Source organism: Streptococcus oralis, assembly GCF_003942875.1.
Taxonomy (GTDB): domain Bacteria; phylum Bacillota; class Bacilli; order Lactobacillales; family Streptococcaceae; genus Streptococcus; species Streptococcus oralis_BX.
In genome coordinates, this window is the sequence record NZ_RMVK01000001.1 from 340,384 (window position 1) to 366,672 (window position 26,289).

The 26,289-nt window shown below is 41.5% G+C and carries 17 protein-coding genes; 10 read left to right on the forward strand and 7 right to left on the reverse strand.

Annotated elements, in window-relative coordinates:
• Positions 1 to 11 precede the first annotated feature (11 nt).
• Positions 12 to 1,088, forward strand: a complete 1,077-nt coding sequence (locus tag D8844_RS01680; protein ID WP_125421397.1) for a DUF2974 domain-containing protein — start codon at positions 12 to 14, stop codon at positions 1,086 to 1,088.
• An 81-nt stretch (positions 1,089 to 1,169) separates the two neighbouring features.
• On the opposite strand, the gene D8844_RS01685 is transcribed toward D8844_RS01680, so the two are convergent.
• A complete protein-coding gene (locus D8844_RS01685; RefSeq protein WP_125421400.1) occupies positions 1,170 to 8,786 on the reverse strand; it encodes a YSIRK-type signal peptide-containing protein in 7,617 nt (2,538 codons plus the stop codon).
• Between the two features lie 554 nt (positions 8,787 to 9,340).
• On the opposite strand from D8844_RS01685, the gene D8844_RS01690 reads away from it, so the two are divergent.
• Positions 9,341 to 10,534 carry a ferredoxin reductase family protein gene (locus D8844_RS01690; protein ID WP_125413694.1) on the forward strand — a complete coding sequence of 398 codons (1,194 nt, stop codon included), beginning with the start codon at positions 9,341 to 9,343 and terminating at the stop codon, positions 10,532 to 10,534.
• Between the two features lie 101 nt (positions 10,535 to 10,635).
• The gene (locus tag D8844_RS01695) at positions 10,636 to 11,265 is read left to right on the forward strand and encodes an MBL fold metallo-hydrolase (RefSeq protein ID WP_125421403.1); all 630 of its coding nucleotides are present in this window, start codon (positions 10,636 to 10,638) and stop codon (positions 11,263 to 11,265) included.
• 104 nt (positions 11,266 to 11,369) lie between these two features.
• Here D8844_RS01695 and D8844_RS01700 read toward each other — a convergent pair whose 3' ends face one another.
• The gene (locus D8844_RS01700) at positions 11,370 to 12,134 is read right to left on the reverse strand and encodes a hypothetical protein (protein ID WP_125421406.1); all 765 of its coding nucleotides are present in this window, start codon (positions 12,132 to 12,134) and stop codon (positions 11,370 to 11,372) included.
• Between the two features lie 88 nt (positions 12,135 to 12,222).
• Positions 12,223 to 14,115: a M13 family metallopeptidase gene (locus tag D8844_RS01705; RefSeq protein WP_125421409.1), complete on the reverse strand. Its 1,893-nt coding sequence runs from the start codon at positions 14,113 to 14,115 to the stop codon at positions 12,223 to 12,225.
• A 178-nt stretch (positions 14,116 to 14,293) separates the two neighbouring features.
• Between D8844_RS01705 and D8844_RS01710 the strand changes: the two genes are divergently transcribed.
• The 6 genes from D8844_RS01710 (at position 14,294) to D8844_RS10460 (ending at position 18,689) form a co-directional block, all read left to right on the forward strand.
• Positions 14,294 to 15,016, forward strand: a complete 723-nt coding sequence (locus tag D8844_RS01710; protein ID WP_049477396.1) for a metal ABC transporter ATP-binding protein — start codon at positions 14,294 to 14,296, stop codon at positions 15,014 to 15,016.
• On the forward strand, positions 15,013 to 15,861 hold the full coding sequence (locus D8844_RS01715; RefSeq protein WP_125421412.1) for a metal ABC transporter permease: 849 nt from the start codon (positions 15,013 to 15,015) through the stop codon (positions 15,859 to 15,861). The genes D8844_RS01710 and D8844_RS01715 overlap by 4 nt, the downstream gene beginning before the upstream one ends.
• A 26-nt stretch (positions 15,862 to 15,887) precedes the next feature.
• Positions 15,888 to 16,817 carry a metal ABC transporter substrate-binding protein gene (locus D8844_RS01720; RefSeq protein WP_000733079.1) on the forward strand — a complete coding sequence of 310 codons (930 nt, stop codon included), beginning with the start codon at positions 15,888 to 15,890 and terminating at the stop codon, positions 16,815 to 16,817.
• 122 nt (positions 16,818 to 16,939) lie between these two features.
• Positions 16,940 to 17,434: a thiol peroxidase gene (gene tpx / locus D8844_RS01725; RefSeq protein ID WP_000206535.1), complete on the forward strand. Its 495-nt coding sequence runs from the start codon at positions 16,940 to 16,942 to the stop codon at positions 17,432 to 17,434.
• Between the two features lie 83 nt (positions 17,435 to 17,517).
• Positions 17,518 to 18,168 carry a metal-dependent transcriptional regulator gene (locus tag D8844_RS01730; protein WP_000188541.1) on the forward strand — a complete coding sequence of 217 codons (651 nt, stop codon included), beginning with the start codon at positions 17,518 to 17,520 and terminating at the stop codon, positions 18,166 to 18,168.
• Between the two features lie 107 nt (positions 18,169 to 18,275).
• On the forward strand, positions 18,276 to 18,689 hold the full coding sequence (locus D8844_RS10460) for a hypothetical protein (protein WP_125421415.1): 414 nt from the start codon (positions 18,276 to 18,278) through the stop codon (positions 18,687 to 18,689).
• Positions 18,690 to 18,720: 31 nt separating this feature from the next.
• Here the strand turns inward: D8844_RS10460 and dtd are convergent, their stop codons facing one another.
• Together dtd and D8844_RS01745 are read right to left on the reverse strand one after the other, a co-directional pair.
• On the reverse strand, positions 18,721 to 19,164 hold the full coding sequence (dtd, locus tag D8844_RS01740) for a D-aminoacyl-tRNA deacylase (protein ID WP_125421418.1): 444 nt from the start codon (positions 19,162 to 19,164) through the stop codon (positions 18,721 to 18,723).
• A 29-nt stretch (positions 19,165 to 19,193) separates the two neighbouring features.
• A complete protein-coding gene (locus tag D8844_RS01745) occupies positions 19,194 to 21,410 on the reverse strand; it encodes a RelA/SpoT family protein (RefSeq protein ID WP_001123779.1) in 2,217 nt (738 codons plus the stop codon).
• A 293-nt stretch (positions 21,411 to 21,703) separates the two neighbouring features.
• Between D8844_RS01745 and D8844_RS01750 the strand changes: the two genes are divergently transcribed.
• Positions 21,704 to 24,079, forward strand: a complete 2,376-nt coding sequence (locus D8844_RS01750) for a bifunctional 2',3'-cyclic-nucleotide 2'-phosphodiesterase/3'-nucleotidase (protein ID WP_125421421.1) — start codon at positions 21,704 to 21,706, stop codon at positions 24,077 to 24,079.
• A 94-nt stretch (positions 24,080 to 24,173) separates the two neighbouring features.
• On the opposite strand, the gene D8844_RS01755 is transcribed toward D8844_RS01750, so the two are convergent.
• Together D8844_RS01755 and D8844_RS01760 are read right to left on the reverse strand one after the other, a co-directional pair.
• Positions 24,174 to 25,304: an ABC transporter ATP-binding protein gene (locus tag D8844_RS01755; protein WP_000229940.1), complete on the reverse strand. Its 1,131-nt coding sequence runs from the start codon at positions 25,302 to 25,304 to the stop codon at positions 24,174 to 24,176.
• 114 nt (positions 25,305 to 25,418) lie between these two features.
• The gene (locus tag D8844_RS01760) at positions 25,419 to 26,288 is read right to left on the reverse strand and encodes a helix-turn-helix domain-containing protein (RefSeq protein WP_125421424.1); all 870 of its coding nucleotides are present in this window, start codon (positions 26,286 to 26,288) and stop codon (positions 25,419 to 25,421) included.
• Position 26,289 lies beyond the last annotated feature (1 nt).

The window sequence follows — 26,289 nt, forward strand, 5'->3', positions numbered from 1 at the left end:
AAGGAGCTTTTATGGCCAATATTTTTGACTACTTAAATGATGTAGCATACGATTCCTTTTATGACCTCCCCGTGAACGAGTTAGATGTTCTTGCCCTGACTGAATTAACCTATCTTCCTTTTGATGATGTAGTTACCCAAGAACCAAAGCGCCTCATAGATCTAGCATCTCAAATCCCTAGAGAAACGACGATGTTGACCAATAAAAACCGTCTCCAGTTATTGAATCAGCTCGCTCAACACAAACGCTTTAAAAATTGCAAGCTCTCAGACTTTATTAACGATATTGATCCTGAATTGCAAAAACAGTTTGCAGCCATGACTTATGGTATCAGTCTCGATACCTATTTGCTTGTTTTTCGCGGAACGGATGATAGTATCATTGGTTGGAAAGAAGATTTCCATATGACCTATATGAAGGAAATCCCTGCTCAAAAACACGCACTCCAGTATTTACAAAATTTTTTTGCTCAACATCCTAACCAAAAGGTTGTCATAGCTGGACACTCAAAAGGGGGCAATCTAGCCGTCTATGCTGCTAGTCAGCTCGATCCAGTCTTACAAAAAAACATTGTCGCTGTCTATACTTTTGATGCTCCTGGACTTCACAAGGAACTAACCGAAACAACTGGCTATCAAAACATGATGGAAAGAACGAAAGTATTTGTCCCACAAGGTTCTATCATCGGGATGATGCTGGAAATTCCGGATAAAAAAATCGTCGTTCGAAGCACTGCCTTGGGCGGTCTTGCCCAGCATGACACCTTTAGTTGGCAGGTTGAAGACAAACACTTTGTCCAACTAGACGAGACCAATAGTGACAGCCAACAAGTCGACACTACTTTCAAGGAATGGGTTGAAACGGTCCCTGATACTGAACTGCAGCTCTACTTTGACCTCTTTTTTGGAATCATTCTCGATGCAGGCATCTCTTCTATCAACGATCTTTCTTCCTTCAAGGTCATTGAACACATTCACCATCTCTTTGTCCAAGCTCAATCCCTCACTCCCGAAGAAAGAGAAACCATGGGACGCTTAACCCAACTCTTGATTGATACCCGTTACCAAGCTTGGAAAAATCGAGAATAGACAAAAACCAACTAATCTAACGATTAGTTGGTTTTTTGTTTCAGAAACTAATGGATACTACTTAGAATCTCGAGTATAGAATTAGTCTTCTTTTTTCTTTCGAGACACAAGTCCAAATCCGCTCATCAAACCAAGTACTCCTAGAGCTGCCAAAGCTGCATGATCTTCCGTACCAGTATTAGGTAATTCTTTGGTTGCTTTAGTAGTTGGAGATTGCTCAGTCGGTTTTTGTTGAGGGGCAGTAACAACTTTTTCGTAGACATGTTCTGTGTCACCGTTTGGAAGTTTCTTAGTCTCTACGAAGCGGTAACCTGGAATATCTTTCTTCGGTTGTTCGCCGTCTTCGGTTGGATAACCTGGAATGTCATTGCCTTCCTTATCCTTGTGACTAGTCTTAACCTTCTCATAAACGTGTTCTGTGTCACCGTTTGGAAGTTTCTTAGTCTCTACGAAGCGGTAACCTGGGATATCTTTCTTAGGTTGTTGGCCGTCTTCGCTTGGATAACCTGGAATGTCATTGCCTTCCTTATCCTTGTGACTAGTCTTAACCTTCTCATAAACGTGTTCTGTGTCACCGTTTGGAAGTTTCTTAGTCTCTACGAAGCGGTAACCTGGAATTTCTTTCTTAGGTTGTTCGCCGTCTTCGGTTGGATAACCTGGAATTTCATTGCCTTCCTTATCCTTGTGACTGGTCTTAACCTTCTCATAAACGTGTTCTGTGTCACCGTTTGGAAGTTTCTTAGTCTCTACGAAGCGGTAACCTGGGATATCTTTCTTAGGTTGTTCACCGTCTTCGCTTGGATATCCTGGAATTTCATTGCCTTCCTTATCCTTGTGACTGGTCTTAACCTTCTCATAAACATGTTCTGTGTCGCCGTTTGGAAGTTTCTTAGTCTCTACGAAGCGGTAGCCTGGAATATCTTTCTTAGGTTGTTCGCCGTCTTCGGTTGGATAACCTGGAATGTCATTGCCTTCCTTATCCTTGTGACTAGTCTTAACCTTCTCATAAACGTGTTCTGTGTCGCCGTTTGGAAGTTTCTTAGTCTCTACGAAGCGGTAGCCTGGAATATCTTTCTTAGGTTGTTCACCGTCTTCGCTTGGATATCCTGGAATTTCATTGCCTTCCTTATCCTTGTGACTGGTCTTAACCTTCTCATAAACATGTTCTGTGTCGCCGTTTGGAAGTTTCTTAGTCTCTACGAAGCGGTAGCCTGGAATATCTTTCTTAGGTTGTTCACCGTCTTCGCTTGGATAACCTGGAATTTCATTGCCTTCCTTATCCTTGTGACTAGTCTTCACTTTTTCGTAGACATGTTCTGTGTCACCGTTTGGAAGTTTCTTAGTCTCTACGAAGCGGTAGCCTGGAATATCCTTCTTAGGTTGTTCACCGTCTTCGGTTGGATAACCTGGAATGTCATTCCCTTCCTTATCCTTGTGGCTGGTCTTAACCTTCTCATAAACGTGTTCTGTGTCACCGTTTGGAAGTTTCTTAGTCTCTACGAAGCGGTATCCTGGAATATCTTTCTTCGGTTGTTCACCGTCTTCGGTTGGATGTCCTGGAATTTCATTGCCTTCCTTATCCTTATGACTGGTCTTAACTTTTTCGTAGACATGTTCTGTGTCGCCATTTGGAAGTTTCTTAGTCTCTACGAAGCGGTATCCTGGGATATCTTTCTTAGGTTGCGAACCATCTTCACTTGGTGCTAGGATATTTCCTTTAGTATCAACAAATGAAGTATTCGGACGTACAGTAGGGATGTATTTAGCTGTAATTGGGGTTCCATTCTTATCAACACGTTTAACTGTTACTCCAGTTGCTCGACCTACAAATTCTGGCTCTGGTGTGAAAGTAACTTTTCCAGCTTCATCAATAGTATATGTACCCTCACCTGGTACCTTCTTCTCTGTTGTACCATCGTCAAAGGTCGGCTTAACTGTTTCATCAATTTCCACCGGAATTTCTTTACCATTGATTGTTACTTTTCCGCCTTCAAATGTTGGTGTTCCTGATTGAGGTTGTCCTTTCGGACCTTCTGATTCAGAATCTTTTGAAGTAGGTGTAACTGGGATAACAACTGGGGTATACTTAGCTGTAATTGGAGTTCCATTCTTATCAACACGCTTAACAGTCACACCTGTTGCTTGACCTGTAAATGTCTTCTCGGGAGTAAAGGTTACTTTTCCAGTTTCATCAATAGTATATGTACCTTCACCTGGAATTGTCTTCTCTGTTGTACCATCATCAAACGTTGGTTTGACTGTTTCATCAATTTCAACAGTTTTCTCAATACCATTAACTTTGACTTTTCCACCTTCAAATGTTGGTGTTCCTGATTGAGTTGCACCCTGAACATCTGTTGTAATAACATCCGAACTTGTTGGAGTTGCTGGTTTAACAACTGGAGTGTATTTAGCTTTTACAGGAGTTCCATTCTCATCTAAACGTTGAACTTCTACACCTGTTCCTTTTCCAGTAAATTGTGGTTCTGGCTTAAATTCTACCATACCATTATTTACAGTATAAGTTCCTTCGCCTGGAATGACAATTGGTTGATCTGTTGGTTTTCCTGTTTTTGGATCAATAAGTTCAAGACCCTTGGTTTCATCAATAGGAACAATTTTTTCCACTCCATTAACAGTAACCCTACCACCTAGGAATGTAGGCACTCCTTTTTGAGTTGCACCTTGAATGTCTTCTGTAACAGCATCAGTAGCTGTTGGAATTGCTGCCTTAACAACTGGAGTGTAGCTTGCTGTAACGGGGGTTCCATTCTTGTCTTCACGTAAAACTTCAACACCTGATGCTTGACCTGTAAAGGTTTTTTCAGGAACAAAGGTTACTGTTCCGTCCGGTGCTACAGTATAAGTACCTTCACCCGGAATAGTGATAGAATCCACAACATTTCCAGTTTTAGAATCAATCAATTTAGCTGGAACAGTGTCATTCATCTCAACAGTAACTTCTTTTCCATTGACAACTGCAGTTCCGCCTTGGAATTCTGGTTTTCCAGTTTGAGTTGCACCTTGAACATCTTCAGAAGTCGCAGGAACTCCAATAGGATTTACTGGGATAATTTGTGGCGTGTAAGTTGTCGTCACTTTAGTTCCATTTTCATCTTCTGCTCGCACAGTTGCTGGAGTAACCTTACCAGAATACAATTTATCCGTTGGACTAAAGGTTACCTTTCCAGTTGTTGGATCAATAGAGAATGTACCAATTTCAGTAGTCCCATCTTCAGCATAAGCTGGAGTTGTCTGACCTGCAGGAACTTCATTTCCTTCTTTATCAAGAAGTTTTACTGAACCTTGTTTAATTGGTGCAATTGCATCACCTTGAACAAATGTAGGAGTGCCTGTTTGTGTTGCTCCTTGAATATTTTCAGAAGTTGCTGGAGTTGCTGTTGGTGTAACTGGCGTAATCAATGGTGTGTAAGTTGTTTCAACCGAAATACCATTTTTATCTTTAGCCTGTACACGCACAGGTTGAACTTCACCACTATAAGTCTTATCAGTTGGGGTAAAGACTGCAACGGCTTGTTCACCAACTGTTTTCAGAGTATATGTACCAATAACATTTCCACTAGGGTCTTTAGCTGGAACAGATGTTGCTGGAGTTCCGGTTTCATCTAAAAGAGTGAAAGTAGCTGGGTCAATATCTACAGTCACCTGTTTACCATCCAGTGTAGTCGTACCACCATTGAATGTTACTGTACTTTCTTGAGTTGCTCCTTGGACATCAACTGACTTAGCAGGTTCTGCTGTTGGAGTAACACCTACAATATGTGGAGTATAAGTTGTCTTAACTTTTGTACCATTCTCATCTTCAGCCTGAACTGTTGCAGGTTGGACTTTACCTTTGTAAGTCTTATCGGTTGGACTGAATGTTACAGTATTTGAAGTTGGGTCAATTGTATATTCCCCTACTTTGTTACCATTCTCATCCAAAGCATCTACTGAAGCTCCAGGTGCTACCGGAGTACCATTCTTATCAAGAAGAACAGCTGAGTTCGGCTTGATTGGAGCAACAGAGTGTCCTTCTTTGAATGCTACCGTTCCTGTTTGAGTAGCGCCTTGGATACCAGTTGATTCTGCAGGAGTTGCTGTTGGAGTAACTGGTGTAACAGTTGGAGTATATGTTGCTGTCGCTGTAGCGGTAATAGGTTTTCCATCTTTATATTGACCAAGAGTTGCTGTTAATGATACAGTCACTGGGGTTGCTGTACCTGTGAATGTTTTCAACGGAACAAATGTCACAACACCAGTTTCATTATTAATTGTGTATGTTCCTTGACCATCAATTGTTACTTGGTCAACTAACTTACCAGTGGTAGGATCTACCAACTTAGCAGGTGAAGTAGCACTTGGTGCCACAGGTGAGCCATCACCAACAGATGTAAAGGTTGGAGTACCTGTTTGAGTCGCTCCTTGAACATCTGTGGATGTTACATTATGACCTTCAATCGTGTCTGTTACTGTGATGTGGTAAGTTGTTGTAGCGGTTGATGAGCCAGCCCCATGATCCACACCAGATTCAGTTCCACCTATTGTAGCATCTGTTGTGTAATTGCCATTACTATCAATAACTTCAACTGTTACTGTATAGACTCCCACTTCACTCAGTGTATAACCACTAGCAAGATTATAGTTGTTTGCATCTTGTTTAGTGTCATAAACCTTCTGAACTCCTGAAGGAGATGTTACTGTAATACGAGTAATGTAAGTTGTTTTTCCGTACTTAGTATCTTCTGCATCAGAGATTGTCACTGCAGCTTTTGCTTCATTACGGAGATCTACCGCAGTTCCTTTAGTAGAAGTATAATCTTGTGAGCTTGCAATTGGTTTCGTATTGACAACAGTCGCAACATCTGAGTTAGTTGCGATTGTTCCTCTAATGATTCCACCAAAACCTGATTTAGTATGAACTTCCCATGAATCATCACCCAACTTTTTAGCAGTAACTTCCGTTCCATCTGATGATGTCCATGTGTTTGAATGTTTGTCAAAAGTAATAGTTACTGACATACCATCGCCAGCTTGGTTAGTATTTTGAGAAACATATTCCGTCATTGGACGATCAGGAGTAGTTACACTGGTTACATTTCCATCTTTATCAAGTTGACGAGTATATTCGTAAATGAAGAATTTCATACCGCCATCTAGTTTCGCTTCAGTGTATACTTGGCGTTTCGTCCAAGTTGTAGTCCCATCTCCATTTGCTGTTTTCACTTCGGCATAGTCAGCAGGAAGCTCCCAGTGACCAGATGTACTATTTAAAACTGCAGTGTGTTTTTGCCCATCAGTTCCATTCAATTCAACTCGCTCACGTAAGAAAGTTCCCTTAACATTTTCAGCTGATGCTTCTACTTTGATATTATCAACACCAACTTTTGCAGTTGCCTCTGACGTGACTGGAATATTAAAGACGGTATTTGAATCTACAGCACCTAGTTCTTGATTTTCAGTAACCGCTGTATTGGTTGAACCACTATCTACAAGCCATTTACCATTAACGGCTTTCAAGTTTGTTACAGTTCCATCTGGCATTGTAACCTTAGCACTTGTAGCACCTTTCGAGATTTTAACAGGAACTGTTGTTGAATAGGTTTCAACGTTTTGAACTTCAACTTTAGGCTTAACAACTACAGTAATAGAACCGTGCGCCTCTTGACCTGACTGATTCCATGTCGTATTATTAGATAACTTATCATAATCTTTAGCAAATACTGAAACGGTATAGATACCTGCCTCTGTCACCTTACCTCCAATGACAGCATTACCCATGTTGGTTCCAGCAGCTTTTTGCTCTTCAGCAGTACTGTTTGTTACAGTATAGTTTGTGCCAGGAATCAACACTTTAGAATCATCTAATTCTGCTCCTATAGTGTTGTAGCCTGAGACACCTGTGACTGCTTTAGAAGAATTTTGACGAACTTTAACTACTTTACCTTCAGCAGTTGTATAGTCATAGTTTCCTGCTGAATTGCCAGGTATCGCACTAGCTCCCGAAGAATCATGAAAACGAAGATTGATATTCGCATCATCACCAACAGTTCTATCATAACGAGCTGAATCTGACTGAATTGTAGGAGGTGTGCTATCTTGCCAACCTACCCAACCAGCACGTAGATTCTGAATTTGGAAGGTGACAGTCCGCCCATCTGTATTCGTTGCAGTAATATTGAATCGTAAGTCATACACTCCATTTTCAATACCAGCAACTACTTTACCTTGAATGGTATCTGTCGCCTCATCATAAGTAACACCTGGTACAAGGTTAGTTGGTGTTACAGAGGTAAGACTCCAACCAGCTTGCTTAGCTTTTTCTGTAACTGCAATACGATCTTTCAAACCTTTAATATAAACTCTGTCAACTCCTTGTTCATACCCATAGCCATAAATTTCTGTAGCTAGGTATTCATAACCACCGTTAGCAGAGTATATTGACGTCGCAGAGTTTGAAATTCTTGACCCATCCGCACGGAGTTTATTTCTCCAAAGTGGTGCTTCTTCAGCTAACTTTTTAGCAGCATCAGGGGTTAATGGATAATCTACACGTCCTTTGTTGTTATGACCAGTTTTTCCACCTTGTTCTGTATGCATCCCATTTCCAGCATTGGTATCATTACCAACCCGCTGATTAGAATAGACTTCTATCTCTAGCCCTGTAGCATCAGTACCCGTAATTAATTTAATTTCTTGTACTGGAATTGTATAGGTATCTTTACCAGTATGATTTGCAGCGTTTGTTTCCGATGCATGAGTTGTGTTAGAACCCTCTTCAGCATAGAAATCTTGAGCAGCCAAAGCGACTCCAAAGTTTCCATCTTTTCCGATTCCTGCTTTTTTTAGCTCATTATATACTGCAAGAATTGACTCGTTCAAACGTGACAATTGTTCATTGCCTTGTTTAGCTGTAACGCTATCCGTAGCTAACACTTTTTTAGCTTCCGCAATAACTTCTTTATTATTAGCTATCGCCGCCTCAATTGCCGCTTTGTTTTCAGCATCAAGCTTATTTTTCCGGACTGCTTCAGTTGCTAAAACATTGGTTACCTCAGCTTCAGAGGTAACTTGTTCTAAGACTTTTTTAGCTTCTTGGACTGGTTTGACAGTTTCTTCTGCTTCTTTTGTTTCTTTTGTTTCTTCTGCTTTTTCTGTAGCAGTGGTCGCCACTGGTTTGACTGCTGTAGTTGCTGCTGTTTCCTCAACTTGTTTCCCAGCTTCGTCTGACTCAACTACAACTGTAATCAAAGCTTCAACTTTAGCATGCTCTGCATCGATATCAGCCTGTTTTGCAGTTTCGTTTGCAAGAACTGCCTTTGCCGCAGTCAATACTTCATTTGCAGTAGCTATCGCTGTTGCATCAGCTTTCTTTGCAGATGCAATCTTCGCTTCTAACTCAACTACTTTTTTAGTCAGAGCAGTCTTATCAACTTTTTTAGTCTCTACTACTTTTTCTGACGCCTTAGCTTCAGATTTCTCCGCCGTTATAGTTGACTCCGACTCCTTTGTTGCTACTGGTGTTGTCGTTGCCACTGTTGCATCTGCACCTTGTACTTCCGCTGCCGATACCGCACCATTACCTAGGAACATCATCAAACCGGCCGCAATTGCCACCGATGCTGCCCCAAAGCTGTACTTCCGAATGCCATAACGAATGTACTTCTCCGTTCTAAAATCCTGTTGCTTACTCTTCATAAGATAGACAACCTTCCTATTTTTATTATATCGATATTGAAATATAGAAAAAACGAAATTTCTTCCCTACTCAAAAAATGGTCCTTAAATTTCATTATTCTAAAAGGATTATATCCTCGTATTCAATATGCATATTCATACTAACACTTTTCCCTATCTTTTTCAACAATTTATATAATTTTATTTTAGAAAAATACAAAAATAATTTAATGGTAAATACTTTAAAAAACCAATATTCATGCAGGTTTACAGCGTGTAAATTCCAGGAACCATTTATCTTATAATTAAATAAAATACACTTTGATGTATCAATTTATTTTTTAGAGTCTTGTAGAAGTTAAATTTTCCCAAGTCTTACATTGTTATAACAAAAAATTTTCTATAAGAAGTGCACCAATTTAACAGTATATTTCTTAGCCATTATTTATAGATTATCATGAAGATTTGACTTAGAGGCCTAGAATCTAAACCTTGACTACAGATTCATTTTTTGTTAAAATGTAACAAATCTTATTACATCTAATATAAGATAAATCCATGAAAGGACTTCTACTATGAAATCATTAAAAGGTATTTTATTTATCGGACTTAGTATGCTTCTGACCATTCTAGCTTGGCTCAGTTCAGGTGCTAGTCAGTTTCTAATCCCTGGTTTAGCTCTCACTACCCTCTCACTTACTTTTATGCTAGCTAGCCGTTTACCCTTGCTTGAGGCTTGGTTCAACGGACTTGAAAAGATGTATCTAGCTCATAAATTCACGGCTTTTCTATCCATTCTCCTACTAACTCTACACAACTTTAGCATGGGCGGTCTCTGGGGTTCGCATTTGGCCGCACAGTTTGGAAATATCGCTATCTATATCTTTATCAGTATCATTCTGGTTGCTTATCTGGGACAGTACATCCAATATGAAGCTTGGAGATGGATTCATCGATTGGTTTATCTAGCCTATATCTTTGGTCTCTTTCATGTTTTGATGATTATGGGAAATCGCCTCCTCTCCTTTAGTTTCCTAGGTCTTATCTTTGGAATCTATGCTATTTTAGGCTTGCTTGCAGGTTTTTATATTATTTTCCTCTATCAAAAAGTCGGTTTCACCTATCTTGGAAAAATCGTAGGAATCAAACACCTCAACCACGATACGACTGAAATTGAAATAGAGCTCAGTCATCCTTTTACCTACGAATATGGACAATTTGCCTTTCTAAAAATTTTCCAAAAAGGTTTTGAGACTGCTCCACACCCTTTCTCCATCTCAGGAGGACAAGGACGAACTCTTTATTTTACGATAAAAAACTCTGGTGACCACTCCAAGAATATCTATGACAATCTTCAAGTTGGTAGCAAGGTTGCGGTTGATCGCGCCTATGGGCATATGACTATGGAACATGGTCCAAAGCAGCAAATCTGGATCGCAGGTGGAATTGGAATGACACCTTTCATCTCTTATATCCGGGAGCATCCTATCCTAGACAAGAGCGTCCGCTTCTACTATAGTTTCCGTGGAGAGGAAAATGCTGTCTACCTAGATCTACTTCGAGACTACGCCCGTCAAAATGCTAACTTTGACCTGCAGCTGATCGATAGCAATGAAAAAGGATACCTGACTTTGGATCAAGAAGAAATCCCTGACCAGACTACGGTCTATATGTGTGGACCTCTTCCTATGATGAAAGCCCTTGCCAAGCAAATCAAGAAAAAGAATCCCAAAGCAAAACTCATTTACGAAGGTTTCAAGTTTAAATAAGATCATTGTCCCTCTAACACAAAAGTGGGACTTTCTTTTCACTTTATTTCTCTCTTCTATGCTATACTTAGTTTAGTACATTCTTTGAGATTGGAGCCAGTATGAAAATCCATAAAACCGTGAATCCCGTTGCCTATGAAAATACCTACTACATAGAGGGAGACCAACACCTGATTGTAATCGACCCTGGTAGCCATTGGGAAGCTATTCGAAAGACTATTGAGAAAATCAACAAACCAGTCTGCGCGATTCTCCTGACCCACACCCACTACGACCATATTATGAGTCTGGACTTGGTTCGCGAGACTTTTGGAAATCCTCCAGTTTATGTAGCAGAGAGCGAAGCTAGCTGGCTTTACACTCCAGTCGATAATCTCTCTGGTCTCCCTCGTCATGATGATATGGCAGATGTGGTCGCAAAACCAGCAGAGCACACCTTTGTCTTTCATGAGGAATACCAGCTTGAGGAATTTCGTTTTACCGTTCTACCGACCCCAGGGCACTCTATCGGCGGCGTTTCCCTGGTCTTTCCTGATGCTCATCTAGTCTTGACCGGAGATGCTCTTTTCCGAGAAACCATCGGACGGACAGACCTTCCTACAGGTAGCACGGAACAACTCCTCCATAGCATTCAGACGCAACTCTTTACTCTTCCTAACTACGATGTCTATCCTGGGCATGGTCCAGCTACGACTATCGCTCACGAAAAGACTTTTAATCCCTTTTTTTAGAAAACAAAAAACCAAGGATAATTTCCTCGGTTTTTTTGTAGCTTCTATTTTTATGTTAATATTTGCTCAGAAGAATCAATATTGACTAGAAAAATAATTCAAAACTAATTAGCTCGATTCAATTCTTTCCAGTCAATATTTGATAAATTAAGCTTTTCAGAAGAGATATCTAAAACTTGCTCTGCTTTTTCGTTGCCACCGATTTGAATAGTTGCTTCTTTAATCTTCTGCACTCCGTTTTTATCGAACGAATATAGAGACAGGTTCATTTCTGGACGAGTTGACTGCCAGTCTGCATAAGAGACTTGACCGTTTTCATAAATATCAAATCCTGAGCGAAAACCACCTGCAGAAGCTATATATGCTGTGTGAAGTAAGCTAGGTTTTTGATTTTCCAAATAATAAATGGCTGAAACAAATTTTTCATCGCCAATAAGCAACTCGTCTTGACCATCCTTATTCAAATCAACAATTGCGTATTTCCAATCAGATGCATTTTGATAATCCATTCGAGAGAAAACCAGGCCATATTCTTCTGAAGTAATCTTATCTTGTTTACTTTCCTTGTATAAATCTTCTCTCTTACCTTGTTTTAAAAGGTCTGTAAAGTGATTATAGCGTTCAATAACTTCTTTATATAAATCTTGTCTGGTTTCTTTCTTATTTTCAGCAGTCGATTGCGATTCCTTGGTTGACGAGTCACTAGTATTTTCAGCCTTTGCTTCTGTTGATACACTAGTCTTATCGTCTTTGGAGACAGATGATAGTGCGGGTGAAGGTTCTGTATTGTTCCTATTTTTATTGAGACCACAAGATGCTAAAACTGAAATCGAAAGAATAGCTGAAAGCGTCATTAAAAATTTCTTCATGTTAACCTCGATAGCATTGAATTTTCAGATGGATAAACTTCAAAAATGAATCATTAATCCCAAGATGATACTTGATTAAGGACTTACTTTACCAAATAATCACACGGTCCTCTGGTGAACGCCACATGCCGTCGCCTTCTTTGACATCGTATGTTGTAAAGAAGTCATCGAAGTTTGGCACTTGCACATTGACACGGAGTTTGGCAGGCGCGTGCACATCGACACTGGCCATAAGTTTCATCAATTCTGGACGGCCTTTCATGCGCCAGATACGAGCAAAGTTGTGGAAAAATTCTTCAGCTGAGAAGTCTGGTTCTCTCTTAGCAGCTTCAAGGGCTGCAGCAATTCCTCCCAAGTCAGCAACGTTTTCAGACACGGTTAGTTTCCCGTTGATTCTTGCACCGTAAGATTCTTGCCCATCAAACTGGTCGATAACTTTTTGTGTTTTTTCTTTGAAAGCAGTATAGTCACTCTCTGTCCACCAATCCTTGAGGCTACCATTTTCATCAAAGGACGCACCATTTGTGTCAAAGGCATGAGAAATCTCGTGAGCAATAACAGCACCAATACCACCATAGTTAGCTGAAGACGACTGGTGCAAGTCATAGAATGGAGCCTGTAAAATAGCCGCTGGGAAGACAATCAAGTTCTTCTGAGGATTATAGTAGGCATTGACCATATGAGCAGGCATGCCCCACTCCTTGTAGTCAACCGGTTGGTTCCACTTACTCCAGCTGTGCTTGATTTCCACACGCGCAAAGGCTAGGGCATTCTCAAAGAGACTGGCAGTTTCATCCACTACCTTGTCCTTGTAGCGGGCTGGCAATTCCTCTGGATAACCGATATAAGGCTTGATGACATTAAGTTTGACAATGGCCTTGTCACGCGTTTCAGGCGTGAGCCAGTCATTCTTAGCCAAACGTTCCTTATAAACGTCAATCATAGTCGCTACTTTTTTCTCTACGTCTGCCTTAGCTTCTGGAGAGAATTTTTCATGCGCGTACCAGAGACCAAGGGCTTGCTTAAAGGGACCTTGGGCCAAATGATAAGCTGCCTTGACCTTGTCCTGAGCTTCTGGCACACCTGAAAGGGCACGTCCATAGGCACCTGACAAGACACGAATCTCATCTGTCAAATAACTGGTTGAAAGATTCACCACTGCCAAAATCAAGGTTGCTTTGAGTAGAGGCCAAGCTTCCTCACTATAAAACTGATCTGCTGCTTGCCAGAAACGTTCCTCATCTACGATAACCTTGTCAGGAACTTGCCCAAGAACAGCTTGGAAGAAGTCATCCAAAGGTAGGGCAGGAGCAAATTTTTTGAATTCTTCATAAGCGTATGGATGGTAGAGTTTGGCATATTCTGAACTTTCTTCGTTTGAAAGAACCACTGCTGCGATACGACGGTCCAATTCCAATCTCTTCTCTAGTAAGTCTGCGATTTCCTCGTCTGAGAAATCATAGGCTTTGAGAAGATTCGTTGTACTTTCCTTCCAAAGAGTCAAGAGCTCCTCACGTTGAGGATGGTCTTCAGCATAGTAGGTTGTATCTGGCAAGATTGTTCCTGGAGCACTGGCCCAAAGAACATTGGTTCTGGCATCCATAAAGTCTGGCGATACACCAAATGGAAGGAAGTTTGGTTTACCAGCTAGTTCGAACTCTGCCAGTTTGCTGGTAAAATCTGCAAAACTCTCCAAATCCTGATATTCCTTGAGCAGAGGAAGGACGGGCTTGATCCCATCTGATTCTCTCTTATCAAAATCGCGTACCATGCGATGGTACTTAACAAAGTTTGCGAGGATAGCATCCTCTGGGACATCCTCTCCTGCCAACCACTTGTCCGTTGTTGCCAGCATCAACTCTTCAATTTCCTCATCAAGGTCAATAAAACCACCTGTTCGAGATTTATCAGCTGGAATGACAGCTGTCTTTTCCCATTCGCCATTGATTGCATCATAAAAATCGTCTTGATAACGTGTCATCTTGTTCTCGCTTTCATTTTTCACTTATTCTTAGCTTAGCAAAAAACACTTGGGAATGCAATTAAAAATGGTCTCTCTTTTTTCTTCATTTTTCAGTTATTATTTTAAATTTTTCAAAAATTAACTTGACTTAATTTTTTTTTTAATGTATATTAAAAGATAGGAGGAATACAACTGTATGATACGTATCGAAAACCTCAGTGTCTCCTACAAAGAGACGTTGGCACTAAAGGATATTTCACTAGTGCTCCAAGGACCAACTATTACCGGAATTATTGGTCCAAACGGTGCTGGAAAATCAACTTTATTAAAAGGTATGTTGGGAATTATCCCACATGAAGGTCAGGCCTTTCTCGACGACAAAGAAGTCAAGAAATCTTTACATCGAGTTGCCTATGTCGAGCAAAAAATCCATATCGACTACAATTTCCCTATCAAGGTCAAGGAATGTGTCTCACTGGGACTCTATCCATCTATCCCGCTTTTTCACACTTTAAAGGCCAGCCACTGGAAAAAAGTGGCAGAGGCTCTTGAAATCGTTGGACTTTCAGACTATGCTGATCGCCAAATCAGCCAGCTCTCAGGAGGACAATTCCAACGTGTGTTGATTGCCCGCTGCCTTGTGCAGGAAGCTGACTACATCTTTTTAGATGAGCCTTTTGTCGGGATTGACTCGGTTAGTGAAGAGATTATCATGAACACGCTGAGAGACCTAAAAAAATCTGGTAAAACAGTTCTCATCGTCCATCATGACCTCAGCAAAGTCCCCCATTATTTCGACCAAGTTTTGCTTCTCAATCGAGAATTAATAGACCTTGGTCCGACTATAGAAACCTTTACCGAAGCCAATCTTAAAAAGGCCTACGGTAGCAAACTCTTTTTCAATGGAGGTGACCTATGATAGCAGAATTTATCAATGGATTGCAAAATTTCCATTTCCTACAAAACGCCTTGATAACAGCTATTGTCATCGGAGTTGTTGCTGGAGCTGTGGGATGTTTTATCATCCTACGTGGGATGTCTCTCATGGGAGATGCTATCTCTCACGCAGTTTTGCCCGGCGTAGCCCTTTCCTTTATCCTGGGAATTGATTTCTTTATTGGAGCGATCATCTTTGGTTTGATGGCTTCCATCATCATTACCTACATCAAGGGAAACTCTATCATCAAGAGTGACACCGCCATTGGTATTACCTTTTCATCTTTCTTAGCCTTAGGTGTCATCTTGATTAGTGTTGCCAAGAGTTCGACAGACCTCTTCCATATCCTTTTTGGGAATATCCTCGCTGTCCAAGATACGGACATGTGGATCACCATCGGTGTTGGGGCATTGATTCTTTTGATTATCGGGATTTTCTTTAAACAACTATTGATTACATCCTTTGACGAGCTCCTGGCTAAAGCCATGGGAATGCCCGTCAATTTCTACCACTATCTGCTCATGGTGCTCTTGACCCTTGTTTCTGTCACCGCAATGCAAAGTGTTGGAACCATTCTTATCGTGGCCATGCTAATCACTCCAGCCGCGACGGCTTACCTTTATGCTAATAGCCTAAAGAGTATGATTTTCCTTTCATCAACCCTAGGGGCAACCGCTTCTGTTGTGGGACTCTTTATCGGCTATAGTTTCAATCTCGCAGCAGGATCTAGCATCGTGCTCACATCCGCCAGCTTCTTTCTAATCAGTTTCTTTATCTCTCCTAAGCAACGATACTTGAAACTGAAAAACAAAAAAATCATTAAATAACGGGGAAACCCTTCTGGAGGAATCTAATGAAAAAATTAGGTACATTGCTTGTACTCTTTCTTTCCGTCATTGCACTTGTAGCATGTGCTAGCGGAAAAAAAGATGCAGCTTCTGGTCAAAAACTAAAAGTTGTTGCTACAAACTCAATCATCGCTGATATTACCAAAAATATCGCTGGTGACAAGATTGATCTTCACAGTATCGTTCCTGTTGGTCAAGACCCGCACGAATACGAACCACTTCCTGAAGACGTTAAGAAAACCTCTCAAGCTGACTTGATTTTCTATAACGGTATCAACCTTGAAACAGGTGGCAATGCTTGGTTTACCAAATTGGTCGAAAATGCCAAGAAAACTGAAAACAAAGACTACTTTGCAGTTAGCGAAGGCGTTGATGTTATCTACCTTGAGGGCCAAAACGAGAAAGGCAAAGAAGACCCACACGCTTGGCTCAACCTTGAAAATGGGATGATTTATGCTAAAAATATCGCTAAACAGTTGATTGCAAAAGATCCTAGCAACAAGGAATTCTACGAAAAAAATCTCAAAGACTATACTGAAAAACTAGACAAACTGGACAAGGAAGCCAAAGAGAAATTTAACAATATCCCTGCTGAGAAGAAACTCATCGTAACCAGCGAAGGATGCTTCAAATACTTCTCTAAAGCCTACGGTGTCCCAAGTGCCTACATCTGGGAAATCAACACAGAAGAAGAAGGAACCCCGGAACAAATCAAGACCTTGGTTGAAAAACTTCGCCAAACAAAAGTTCCATCACTCTTTGTTGAATCAAGTGTCGATGACCGTCCAATGAAGACTGTTTCACAAGACACAAACATCCCAATCTACGCACAAATCTTTACTGACTCAATCGCTGAAGAAGGTAAAGAAGGTGACAGCTACTACAACATGATGAAATACAACCTTGACAAGATTGCTGAAGGTTTGTCTAAGTAATCCACTAAAAAACGTCGTTCTCACATGAACGGTCGTTTTTTTCTCTTTTAATTTCCAGTCAAATCATTGGAAAAATCTGACAATTCTCGGTAAAATAAAAGAAAAAAGAATGGAGTAGTTTCATGACCACTTTTCTCGGAAATCCTGTAACCTTTACAGGTAAACAACTGCAAGTCGGAGACAAGGCACTTGACTTTTCTCTTACGACAACCGATCTCTCTAAAAAAACGCTAGCTGACTTTGATGGAAAGAAAAAAGTCTTGAGTGTTGTCCCTTCTATCGATACTGGTATCTGCTCAACGCAAACACGTCGTTTCAACCAGGAACTTGCCAACATCGACAATACCGTCGTTCTTACTGTTTCTATGGACCTACCATTTGCCCAAGGGCGCTGGTGTGGGGCTGAAGGTCTTGACAATGCCATCATGCTTTCAGACTACTTTGACCATTCTTTCGGGCGCGATTATGCCCTTTTGATTAACGAGTGGCATCTCCTTGCACGTGCTGTCTTTGTTCTCGATACTGACAATGTCATCCGTTACGTAGAATACGTTGACAACATCAACACGGAACCAGACTTTGAAGCTGCTATTGCTGCAGTGAAAGAACTGGACTAAAATCAAAGCCATTATGGCAGAAGGCTAGAGAAATCTAGCTTTTTTTGATATACTAGATGGAGAGAAAAGACAAGAGGAAACGAATGACTCCAAATAAAGAAGACTACCTAAAATGTATTTATGAAATCGGTACGGAAATGCAAAAAATCACCAATAAGGAAATTGCTGCCCGTATGCAAGTCTCTCCACCTGCCGTAACAGAGATGATCAAACGCATGAAAAGTGAAAATCTCATCCTCAAGGACAAGGAGAATGGCTATCTATTGACAGATATTGGGCTCAAACTAGTCTCCGAGCTCTATCGCAAACACCGGTTGATTGAGGTCTTTCTAGTTCACCATCTCGACTATACCAGTGACCAGATCCACGAAGAAGCCGAGGTCCTAGAGCACACTGTATCCGATCTCTTCGTAGAGAGACTGGATAAACTGCTGGGCTTCCCTAAAACCTGTCCCCACGGAGGAACCATCCCAGCCAAGGGAGAGCTCTTGGTTGAAATCAACAACTTACCACTGGCAGGTACCAAGGAAGCTGGAACCTATCTCCTGACTCGCGTTCACGATAGCTTTGACTTACTTAAATACTTAGAAAAGCATGAGATTCATATCGGTAACCAAGTCAAAGTCAAGCAGTTTGATAATTTTTCCAATACCTTTACACTGGTCAACAAAGGTGAAGACCTCCAAGTTAGTATGGATATCGCCAAACAACTCTATGTCGAAAAAATCAACTAAGCCCTTATCCTTGAAAGAAATTCCTTTCAGGGATTTTTTATTATTTTAGTTGTAAGTTCCATTCGTTTGATGTAGAATGAAGCTAGATAAAAGAGGGAGGTCTTCCTATGAAAAAGCTCTTTAGAATCCATTTTGCAGCCATTGTAGTCAGCGATTTGCTACTGTTGGTAACTTTCAGACCCCGATACGAACTTTCTTTGGAGAGAGGCCTGATTTTTTGCTTCATTTTCATCCTTGCTCAAGGACTACTGCTATTTCGCTTGGTCAATCGACTCAAAAAACAGTTCTCTGAGATTTATCCTCAGATGAACAAAAAAATTCGCTTCTACTATTTAGGAGTGCTCATCAGCGATTTTCTATTATTTGTCTTTTTAGCCATCACTGACCCTCAATATTTCTACTCTCTTACTCCAGTCTTTACTTCCTGTCATTCTACTTTATATTATATAACGGCAAGCCACCTAAGAGAAAACTATCCAGACTTTTACAACAAACATACCTCTTTCTGGGAGTGTCTATAAACAAAAACCAAGCCAACTGGGCTTGGTTTTCTTATCTATTTTTAGTATCAAGAATGATGGTAACTGGCCCATCATTTACCAGCTCCACCTGCATATCCGCTCCAAAGATGCCTGTCTGAACGGGCACTTCCTGAGCTAGCTTTTGGTTGAAAGCCTCATAAAAGGCAGCTGCCATATCCGGCTTGGCTGCACCTATAAAAGCTGGACGATTGCCCTTCTTAGTATCCGCAAAGAGGGTAAACTGAGAAATAGAAAGGATTTCCCCTTCAATATCCTGGACAGACAGGTTCATCTTGCCTTCCGCATCTGAAAAGATCCGCATATTGACAAGCTTTCTCACAGCATAGTCCAAATCTTCCTCTTGGTCCTCTGGACCAACACCGACCAGCAATAAGAGTCCCTGATTGATCTTTCCCTGAACCTGACCTTCGATACTGACTTGAGCTTTTTTAACCCGTTGGATAATGATTTTCATAATAGCCTTTCTAGTAAGAGCTAGGAGAATTAGCCGTTGGTCCGTTTGACAGAGTAGACCTCTGGCACACTCTTAATCTTGTCCACAACTGTGGTCAGTGTAGAGAGGTTGGAAATACCAAAGGAGACATGGATATTGGCAAATTTCATATCCTTGGTTGGTTGGGCGTTAACGGTTGAGATATTCTTGGTTGTGTTTGAGAGAACTTGCAGAACATCATTTAAGAGACCTGTACGGTTGAGACCATAGATATCGATGTGGGCAGTGTATTCCTTGCTTGAGAATTGATCTTCCCATTCCACATCAAGGAGACGTTGCTCATAGTTTTCTTGGGCACGGAGGTTCATACAGTCCACACGGTGAATAGCTACACCGCGACCCTTAGTGATGTAGCCGACAATGTCGTCACCTGGCACTGGATTGCAACACTTGGCAATCCGCACTAAGAGGCCTGAGGCACCTTCAATCACCACACCTCCCTCATGCTTGACCTTGAGAGTTTCTTTGTTTTCAACCTTAACTTCGCCACCTTTGACAAGCTCTTCTGCTTCTGCCTTGGCCTTAGCGCGTTCTTCCTCACGACGCTCCTTTTCGGTCAATCGGTTAAAGACGGTAATAGCGCCAATTTCTCCAAAACCAATGGCTGCATAGAGAGCTTCCTCTGTCTTGTAGCTGGTCTTTTGAAGGACCTCGTCCATATGACGCTTGTCCATGAATTTATTGGCTACATAGCCGTTTTCTTGGAACTGGGCCATCAACATCTCACGGCCCTTGTTAACGGATAATTCCTTGTCTTGATTTTTAAAGAACTGACGAATCTTGTTGCGCGCCTTGCTGGTCTTGACCATGTTGAGCCAGTCACGACTTGGACCAAAGGAGTTGGGATTGGTGATAATTTCAACCTGATCCCCTGTCTTGAGCTTGGTTGTCAGTGGAACCATACGGCCATTGACCTTGGCACCAGTCGCTTTTTCACCGACTTTGGTATGGATTTCATAGGCAAAGTCAATCGGTCCTGAATCTTTTGGCAGGGAGCGAACCGCACCATCAGGAGTAAAGACGTAAATCTCCTCCGCCAGATAGTTTTCTTTAACAGAGTCCACAAATTCCTTGGCATCATCAGCCTGGTCTTGGAGCTCCATCATCTCCTTGATCCAGTTCATCCCAATAGCAGATTCCTTGCTGTTGACCTGCCCTTTAATGCCTTTCTTATAAGCCCAGTGAGCTGCTACCCCGTACTCAGCCACTTCGTGCATTTCCTTAGTCCGAATCTGGAATTCAATCGGCCCTTTTGGCCCATAAACAGTTGTATGGATAGACTGGTAACCATTGGCCTTACGATTGGCGATATAGTCTTTGAAGCGGCCTGGCATAGGTTTCCAAAGTTCATGCACATAACCCAGCATAGCATAGACATCACTCTGGGTATCTAAGATACAGCGAATGGCAATCAGGTCATAAATTTCCTCAAAGCGTTTCTTCTTATCCTGCATCTTGCGGTAGATCGAATAGATATGCTTAGGACGACCATAGATTTTCCCTTTGAGATTGCGTTCGGTAGCATAGTCCTCCAACTTGGTTACGACTTCGTCGACCAGAGCCTCACGTTCTCTGCGCTTTTCCTTCATCATGTGGGTGATCTTGTAAAACTCAGTTGGATTGAGATAACGGAAAGATAGGTCTTCCAACTCCCACTTGACACTGGAAATCCCTAGACGATGAGCAAGTGGTGCGTAAATTTCCATGGTTTCTCTGGAAATCCGTTCTTGCTTGTCCTTTCGCAGGTGTTTAAGAGTCCGCATATTGTGCAAACGGTCCGATAATTTAACCAAGATAACACGGATATCCTCAGACATGGCCATAAGCATCTTGCGATGATTTTCAGCCAATTGTTCCTCGAGTGATTTGTACTCAACCTTACCAAGCTTGGTCACCCCGTCAACGATAATCCGAACATCATGACCGAACTCTCTCTCCAGATCATCCAGTGTCGCATCTGTGTCCTCAACCACGTCATGCAAAAAACCACAGGCAACGGTTACGGCATCCAGCTTGAGCTTAGCCAGAATTCCTGCTACCTGAATGGGATGGATAATATAGGGCTCTCCTGATTTCCGAAACTGCCCACTATGACAATCTACCGCATAAATCAATGCTTTTTGTACAAAAGCAACGTCTTCCTTCGTTAAATACTCTCTCGTTAAAGCGACTACCTGATCGCCCGTCAAATTCACTTCTTTCGGCATCTATACTCTCCAATTCTTCCTACCATTTTATCACTTTTTTAAGGATATGAAAACTAGAAAAGCTCTGCAATTCTATAATTTACTCCATTCCTTACAAGGACCTCAAAAAGAACTATAAACTTTAATCGATTATATTATTTCTATTTACTTTTATGATTAATGATTGGATTTTATGAACAAACTAGCTATTTCTTATCATTTTAAACAAATTTTATAAAAAACATTCGTATTTAACTTGATTGATTGGCTTCCATCCTGTATAATAGAGTGAAACTATTTTTGAGGAGATTTTTATGTCATCATTTCGTAAACAAGCAGCCCTTTTAGGTCTGACGGCAGCTGTATTTGCAGCTTCTACTGCACAAGCAGACGAAAAAGCTACAAATCTAGATACTAGCACAACACCTACACCAGTAGCAAACCAATCAGAAAAAACTGTTGCAGCTACTGGAAATGAAAAGGCAACGGCATCTGAAAAAACGGACGCCCCTGCTAAACAAGATGAAAATCCTACTCCAGTAGCAAGCACTGAAACAACACCGTCTAAAGAAGGAAGCCTTGCGGACGACAAAGCCCTTCAACCAACAGAAGGACAGGAAGTCGATGTCCGCATCCTTGCAACAACTGACCTTCACACTAATTTAGTTAACTATGATTATTACCAAGACAAACCCGCTGAGAACGTTGGACTAGCAAAGACAGCTGTTCTCATCGAGGAAGCTAAAAAAGAAAATAGCAATACACTTCTCGTAGATAATGGAGACACCATCCAAGGAACGCCACTTGGAACTTACAAGGCCATCGTTAACCCGGTCAAAGAAGGAGAACAACACCCTATGTATGCAGCCCTTCAAAAGCTGGGTTTTGAAGCTGGTACACTAGGAAATCATGAGTTTAACTATGGTTTAGACTACCTCAAACGTGTCATTGATACAGCTGGAATGCCGATTGTCAACGCCAATGTTGTAGATCCTAAAACGGGCGCTTATGTCTACGATCCCTATAAAATCATCAGCAAAACCTTTGTTGATAAAACTGGTCGCAAAACGACCGTCAAAATTGGAGTTACTGGAATCGTTCCCCCTCAAATTCTCAGCTGGGATAAGGCCAACCTCGAAGGAAAGATCCAGGTTAATGACTCCGTAGAAGCTATTCAAAAGATTATCCCTGAAATGCGCAAAGCAGGTGCAGACATCACTCTTGTACTCTCTCACTCAGGTATCGGAGATGATAAGTACGAAAAAGGAGAAGAAAACGAAGGCTATCAAATTGCAAGTCTACCTGGTGTAGATGCAGTCGTAACAGGGCATTCTCACGCTGAATTTCCAAGCGGAAATGGCACTGGCTTTTATGAAAAATATGCTGGTGTCGATGGCGTAAATGGTAAGATTAATGGTACTCCTGTAACCATGGCTGGAAAATACGGTGACCACCTCGGCATTATCGACCTCAACCTTATCTACAAAAACGGAAAATGGACTGTTGCTAACAGCAAAGGTTCTATTCGTAAGATTCACACTAAGTCCAAAGACGCTGATGAACGAATTAAAGAAATTGCCAAAACAGCCCACGAAGGAACCATCCAATACGTTCGCCAACAAGTCGGAACAACAACTGCACCAATTACGAGTTATTTTGCCCTTGTCAAGGATGATCCATCTGTTCAAATCGTCAATAACGCGCAAATCTGGTATGCTAAGAAAGAACTAGCAGGGACTCCTGAAGGAAAACTTCCTATTCTCTCGGCTGCTGCACCATTTAAGGCGGGAACTCGTGGAGATGCTACCGCCTATACAGATATTCCAGCTGGCCCAATCGCCATCAAAAATGTAGCCGATCTCTACCTCTACGACAATGTCACGGCTATCCTAAAAGTCACAGGAGCTCAACTCAAAGAATGGTTAGAAATGTCTGCCGGTCAGTTCAACACGATTGATCCAACTAAAAAAGAAGCACAACAGCTCATCAATCCAAGCTACCGTACTTATAACTTTGACGTGATTGACGGTGTGACCTATGAGTACGATGTCACCCAACCAAATAAATACGACCGCGAAGGTAAGTTGATCCACCCAGATGCTAGTCGTGTCCGCAATCTTAGATACCAAGGAAAAGATGTACGTCCAGATCAGGAATTCATCGTGGTAACCAACAACTATCGCGCAAATGGTAAATTCCCTGGCGTTCGTGATGCTAGTATCAATCGTCTCCTCGGACTTGAAAATCGCCAGGTTATTATCAACTATATCCTCGACGTAAAAAATATCAACCCAAGTGCAGATAAAAACTGGCACTTCACAGATAGCATAAAAGGACTGGATGTACGTTTCTTGACAGCTGATAAGGCTAAAAACTTGGTCGGCACAGATGGTGACATTCAATATCTAGCAAGCTCTGACCAAGAAGGTTTCGGCGAATACCGTCTTCTCTATGTAGAGCCTAAGGCTGAACCTACAGAAACAAATCACCACGAGATCCAAGATACACAGGGACAAAATCAAGGTGATGCAATCACTCTTTCAAACGGTGGTCAAACTATTATTTTACCAAGCGCAAATAATCCGGTAGCTACTACCCTACCACATACAGGTGAGAAAACGTCTATCCTAACCTTCCTAGGTGTCATTCTAGCGATGCTTGGACTTTCTCTCAAGAAAAAGGAAGAATAACATAATAGAAGCAAGGCGAGACTCGTCCTGCTTCTTTTTAACCACCAAAAAACACCGCCAGATTTCTCTAGCAGTGTTTTGACATTTCATTTGCTTAGTAGACTGTTTTTTCAGTTTCTACATCGAAGAAGTGTGCTTTGTTCAAGTCAAATCCAAGTTCAACTGTTGCACCTGTTTGCAAGTAGTCACGAGCATCCACTTTTGCAACAAATTCATCTTTACCAACTTGGCAGTAAAGGTGAGATTCTGAACCAAGCAATTCTGATACAGAGATAGTTGCTTTAACAACTGATTCTGGGAATGTTTCAAGGAAAGCAGGTTCTGCATTCACATCTTCTGGACGAATACCGAAAATCAATTCTTTACCTTCATAGCCTTTATCACGAAGAACTTTCAATGCTCCTTCTGGAACTTTCAAGCGGAAACCGTCAGAAACAATTTCACCACCAACCAATTTCACATTGATGAAGTTCATAGCTGGGCTTCCGATAAATCCTGCAACGAACTTGTTAACTGGGTTTTTGTAAACTTCTTGAGGGGTACCGATTTGTTCAACACGTCCGATAGTACCTGTACCAGCAGGGTTCTTAGTAGCTGACATGATAACGATACGGTCTGCAAGAGTCATCGCTTCTGTTTGGTCGTGGGTTACGTAGATAGTTGTAGCTCCGATACGACGGTGGATTTTCGCGATTTCAGCACGCATGGATACACGAAGTTTGGCATCCAAGTTTGACAAAGGTTCGTCCATCAAGAATACTTTTGCATCACGGACGATGGCACGACCCATGGCAACACGTTGACGTTGACCACCTGAGAGGTCAGCAGGTTTACGATCCAAGAATTCTTTCAAACCAAGGATTGCTGCTGCTTCTTGAACACGTTTGTCGATGTCTTCCTTGCTGTATTTACGCAATTTCAAACCGAAAGCCATGTTGTCATATACAGTCATGTGTGGATAAAGAGCGTAGTTTTGGAATACCATGGCGATGTCACGGTCTTTTGGAGCTACGTCGTTGACAACCACGCCATCGATAGATGCAGTACCTTCTGTGATGTCTTCAAGACCAGCAATCATACGAAGAGTTGTTGATTTACCACATCCTGAAGGACCTACGAAAACGATAAATTCCTTGTCTTTGATGTCCAAGTTGAAGTCTTCAACTGAGTAGTGTTCGCTGTTTGGATATTTTTTGTAAATGTTTTTAAGATTTAATTCTACCATGGAAGGTGAACTCCTTTTATTTTTTGATAGTTTTATTATAGATGAAAACGCTTTACATTTCTATGGCAAGGTGACCAAAAAAATAAAAAAGTTCTGTGCAACTTGCACAAAACTTTAGAGAATATCTGGTAAAATCAACTGATAACACAAGGTGAGATCCGTCAACTCCTTCAACTGAAGTCCTGTTAATTCTTCCCATTTATCAATCTTGTATTGAAGAGAATTGCGATGTAGATAGAGTTGCTGGGCTGTTTTAGTCAGAACAGCACTGTTTTCCCAGAGAGATAGGATAATTTCCTGAATCTGATCCTGGTCCAGAATCAACTGACGAAGGTAGTCTTTGATAATTCTAAGGTCAACCAGCCCTTCTCCAAGACTCCAAAGATAGAGCTGTGAAAAAGTATGAACACCTTGATTACCTTGACGCCACCAAGCCTTAAACAAGTCCCGCTCCGCTTGGATTAAATCTGACAAAGCCTGATAGCCAGTCTGTGACCAGACCTGCCCCAACATGATAGACAGACGAAGACCGAAGTCATACTCCACTGCCTCAATCGTATCGGATAAGATTGAGCGAACAGAACTGTATTTATCTTGCTGGATAACAAAAACATAGTCCTGAACTCCGACCTGCAACACTGTCTGGCAGCTAGGAAAGAGGGTCTGCATCATATCTAGCCAAGAGGCTAAATTCTCCTGTTGATAATAGGATAGATGGCAATAAACCAGTTGTATCTTTTTAAAAGTTTGAGGCGCCTGCCCCTTACCCTCAATCAGATAGGAATACCAAGGATTGAGCGAACGAGCCTGCTCCTGCTGGGTCAAAAGGGCAACCAACTGCTTTTCACGCTCGCTGAGCCCAGCTTCCTCCAGTAAAATCCACTGCTGAGAAGATAGTGGGAGGGTGAGAAAACCTATTTTATCTATTGGCTGATCTGAAATCTGAGCCTCAGGAAACCAGTCTAGTAATTCTTTTGCAAGCATT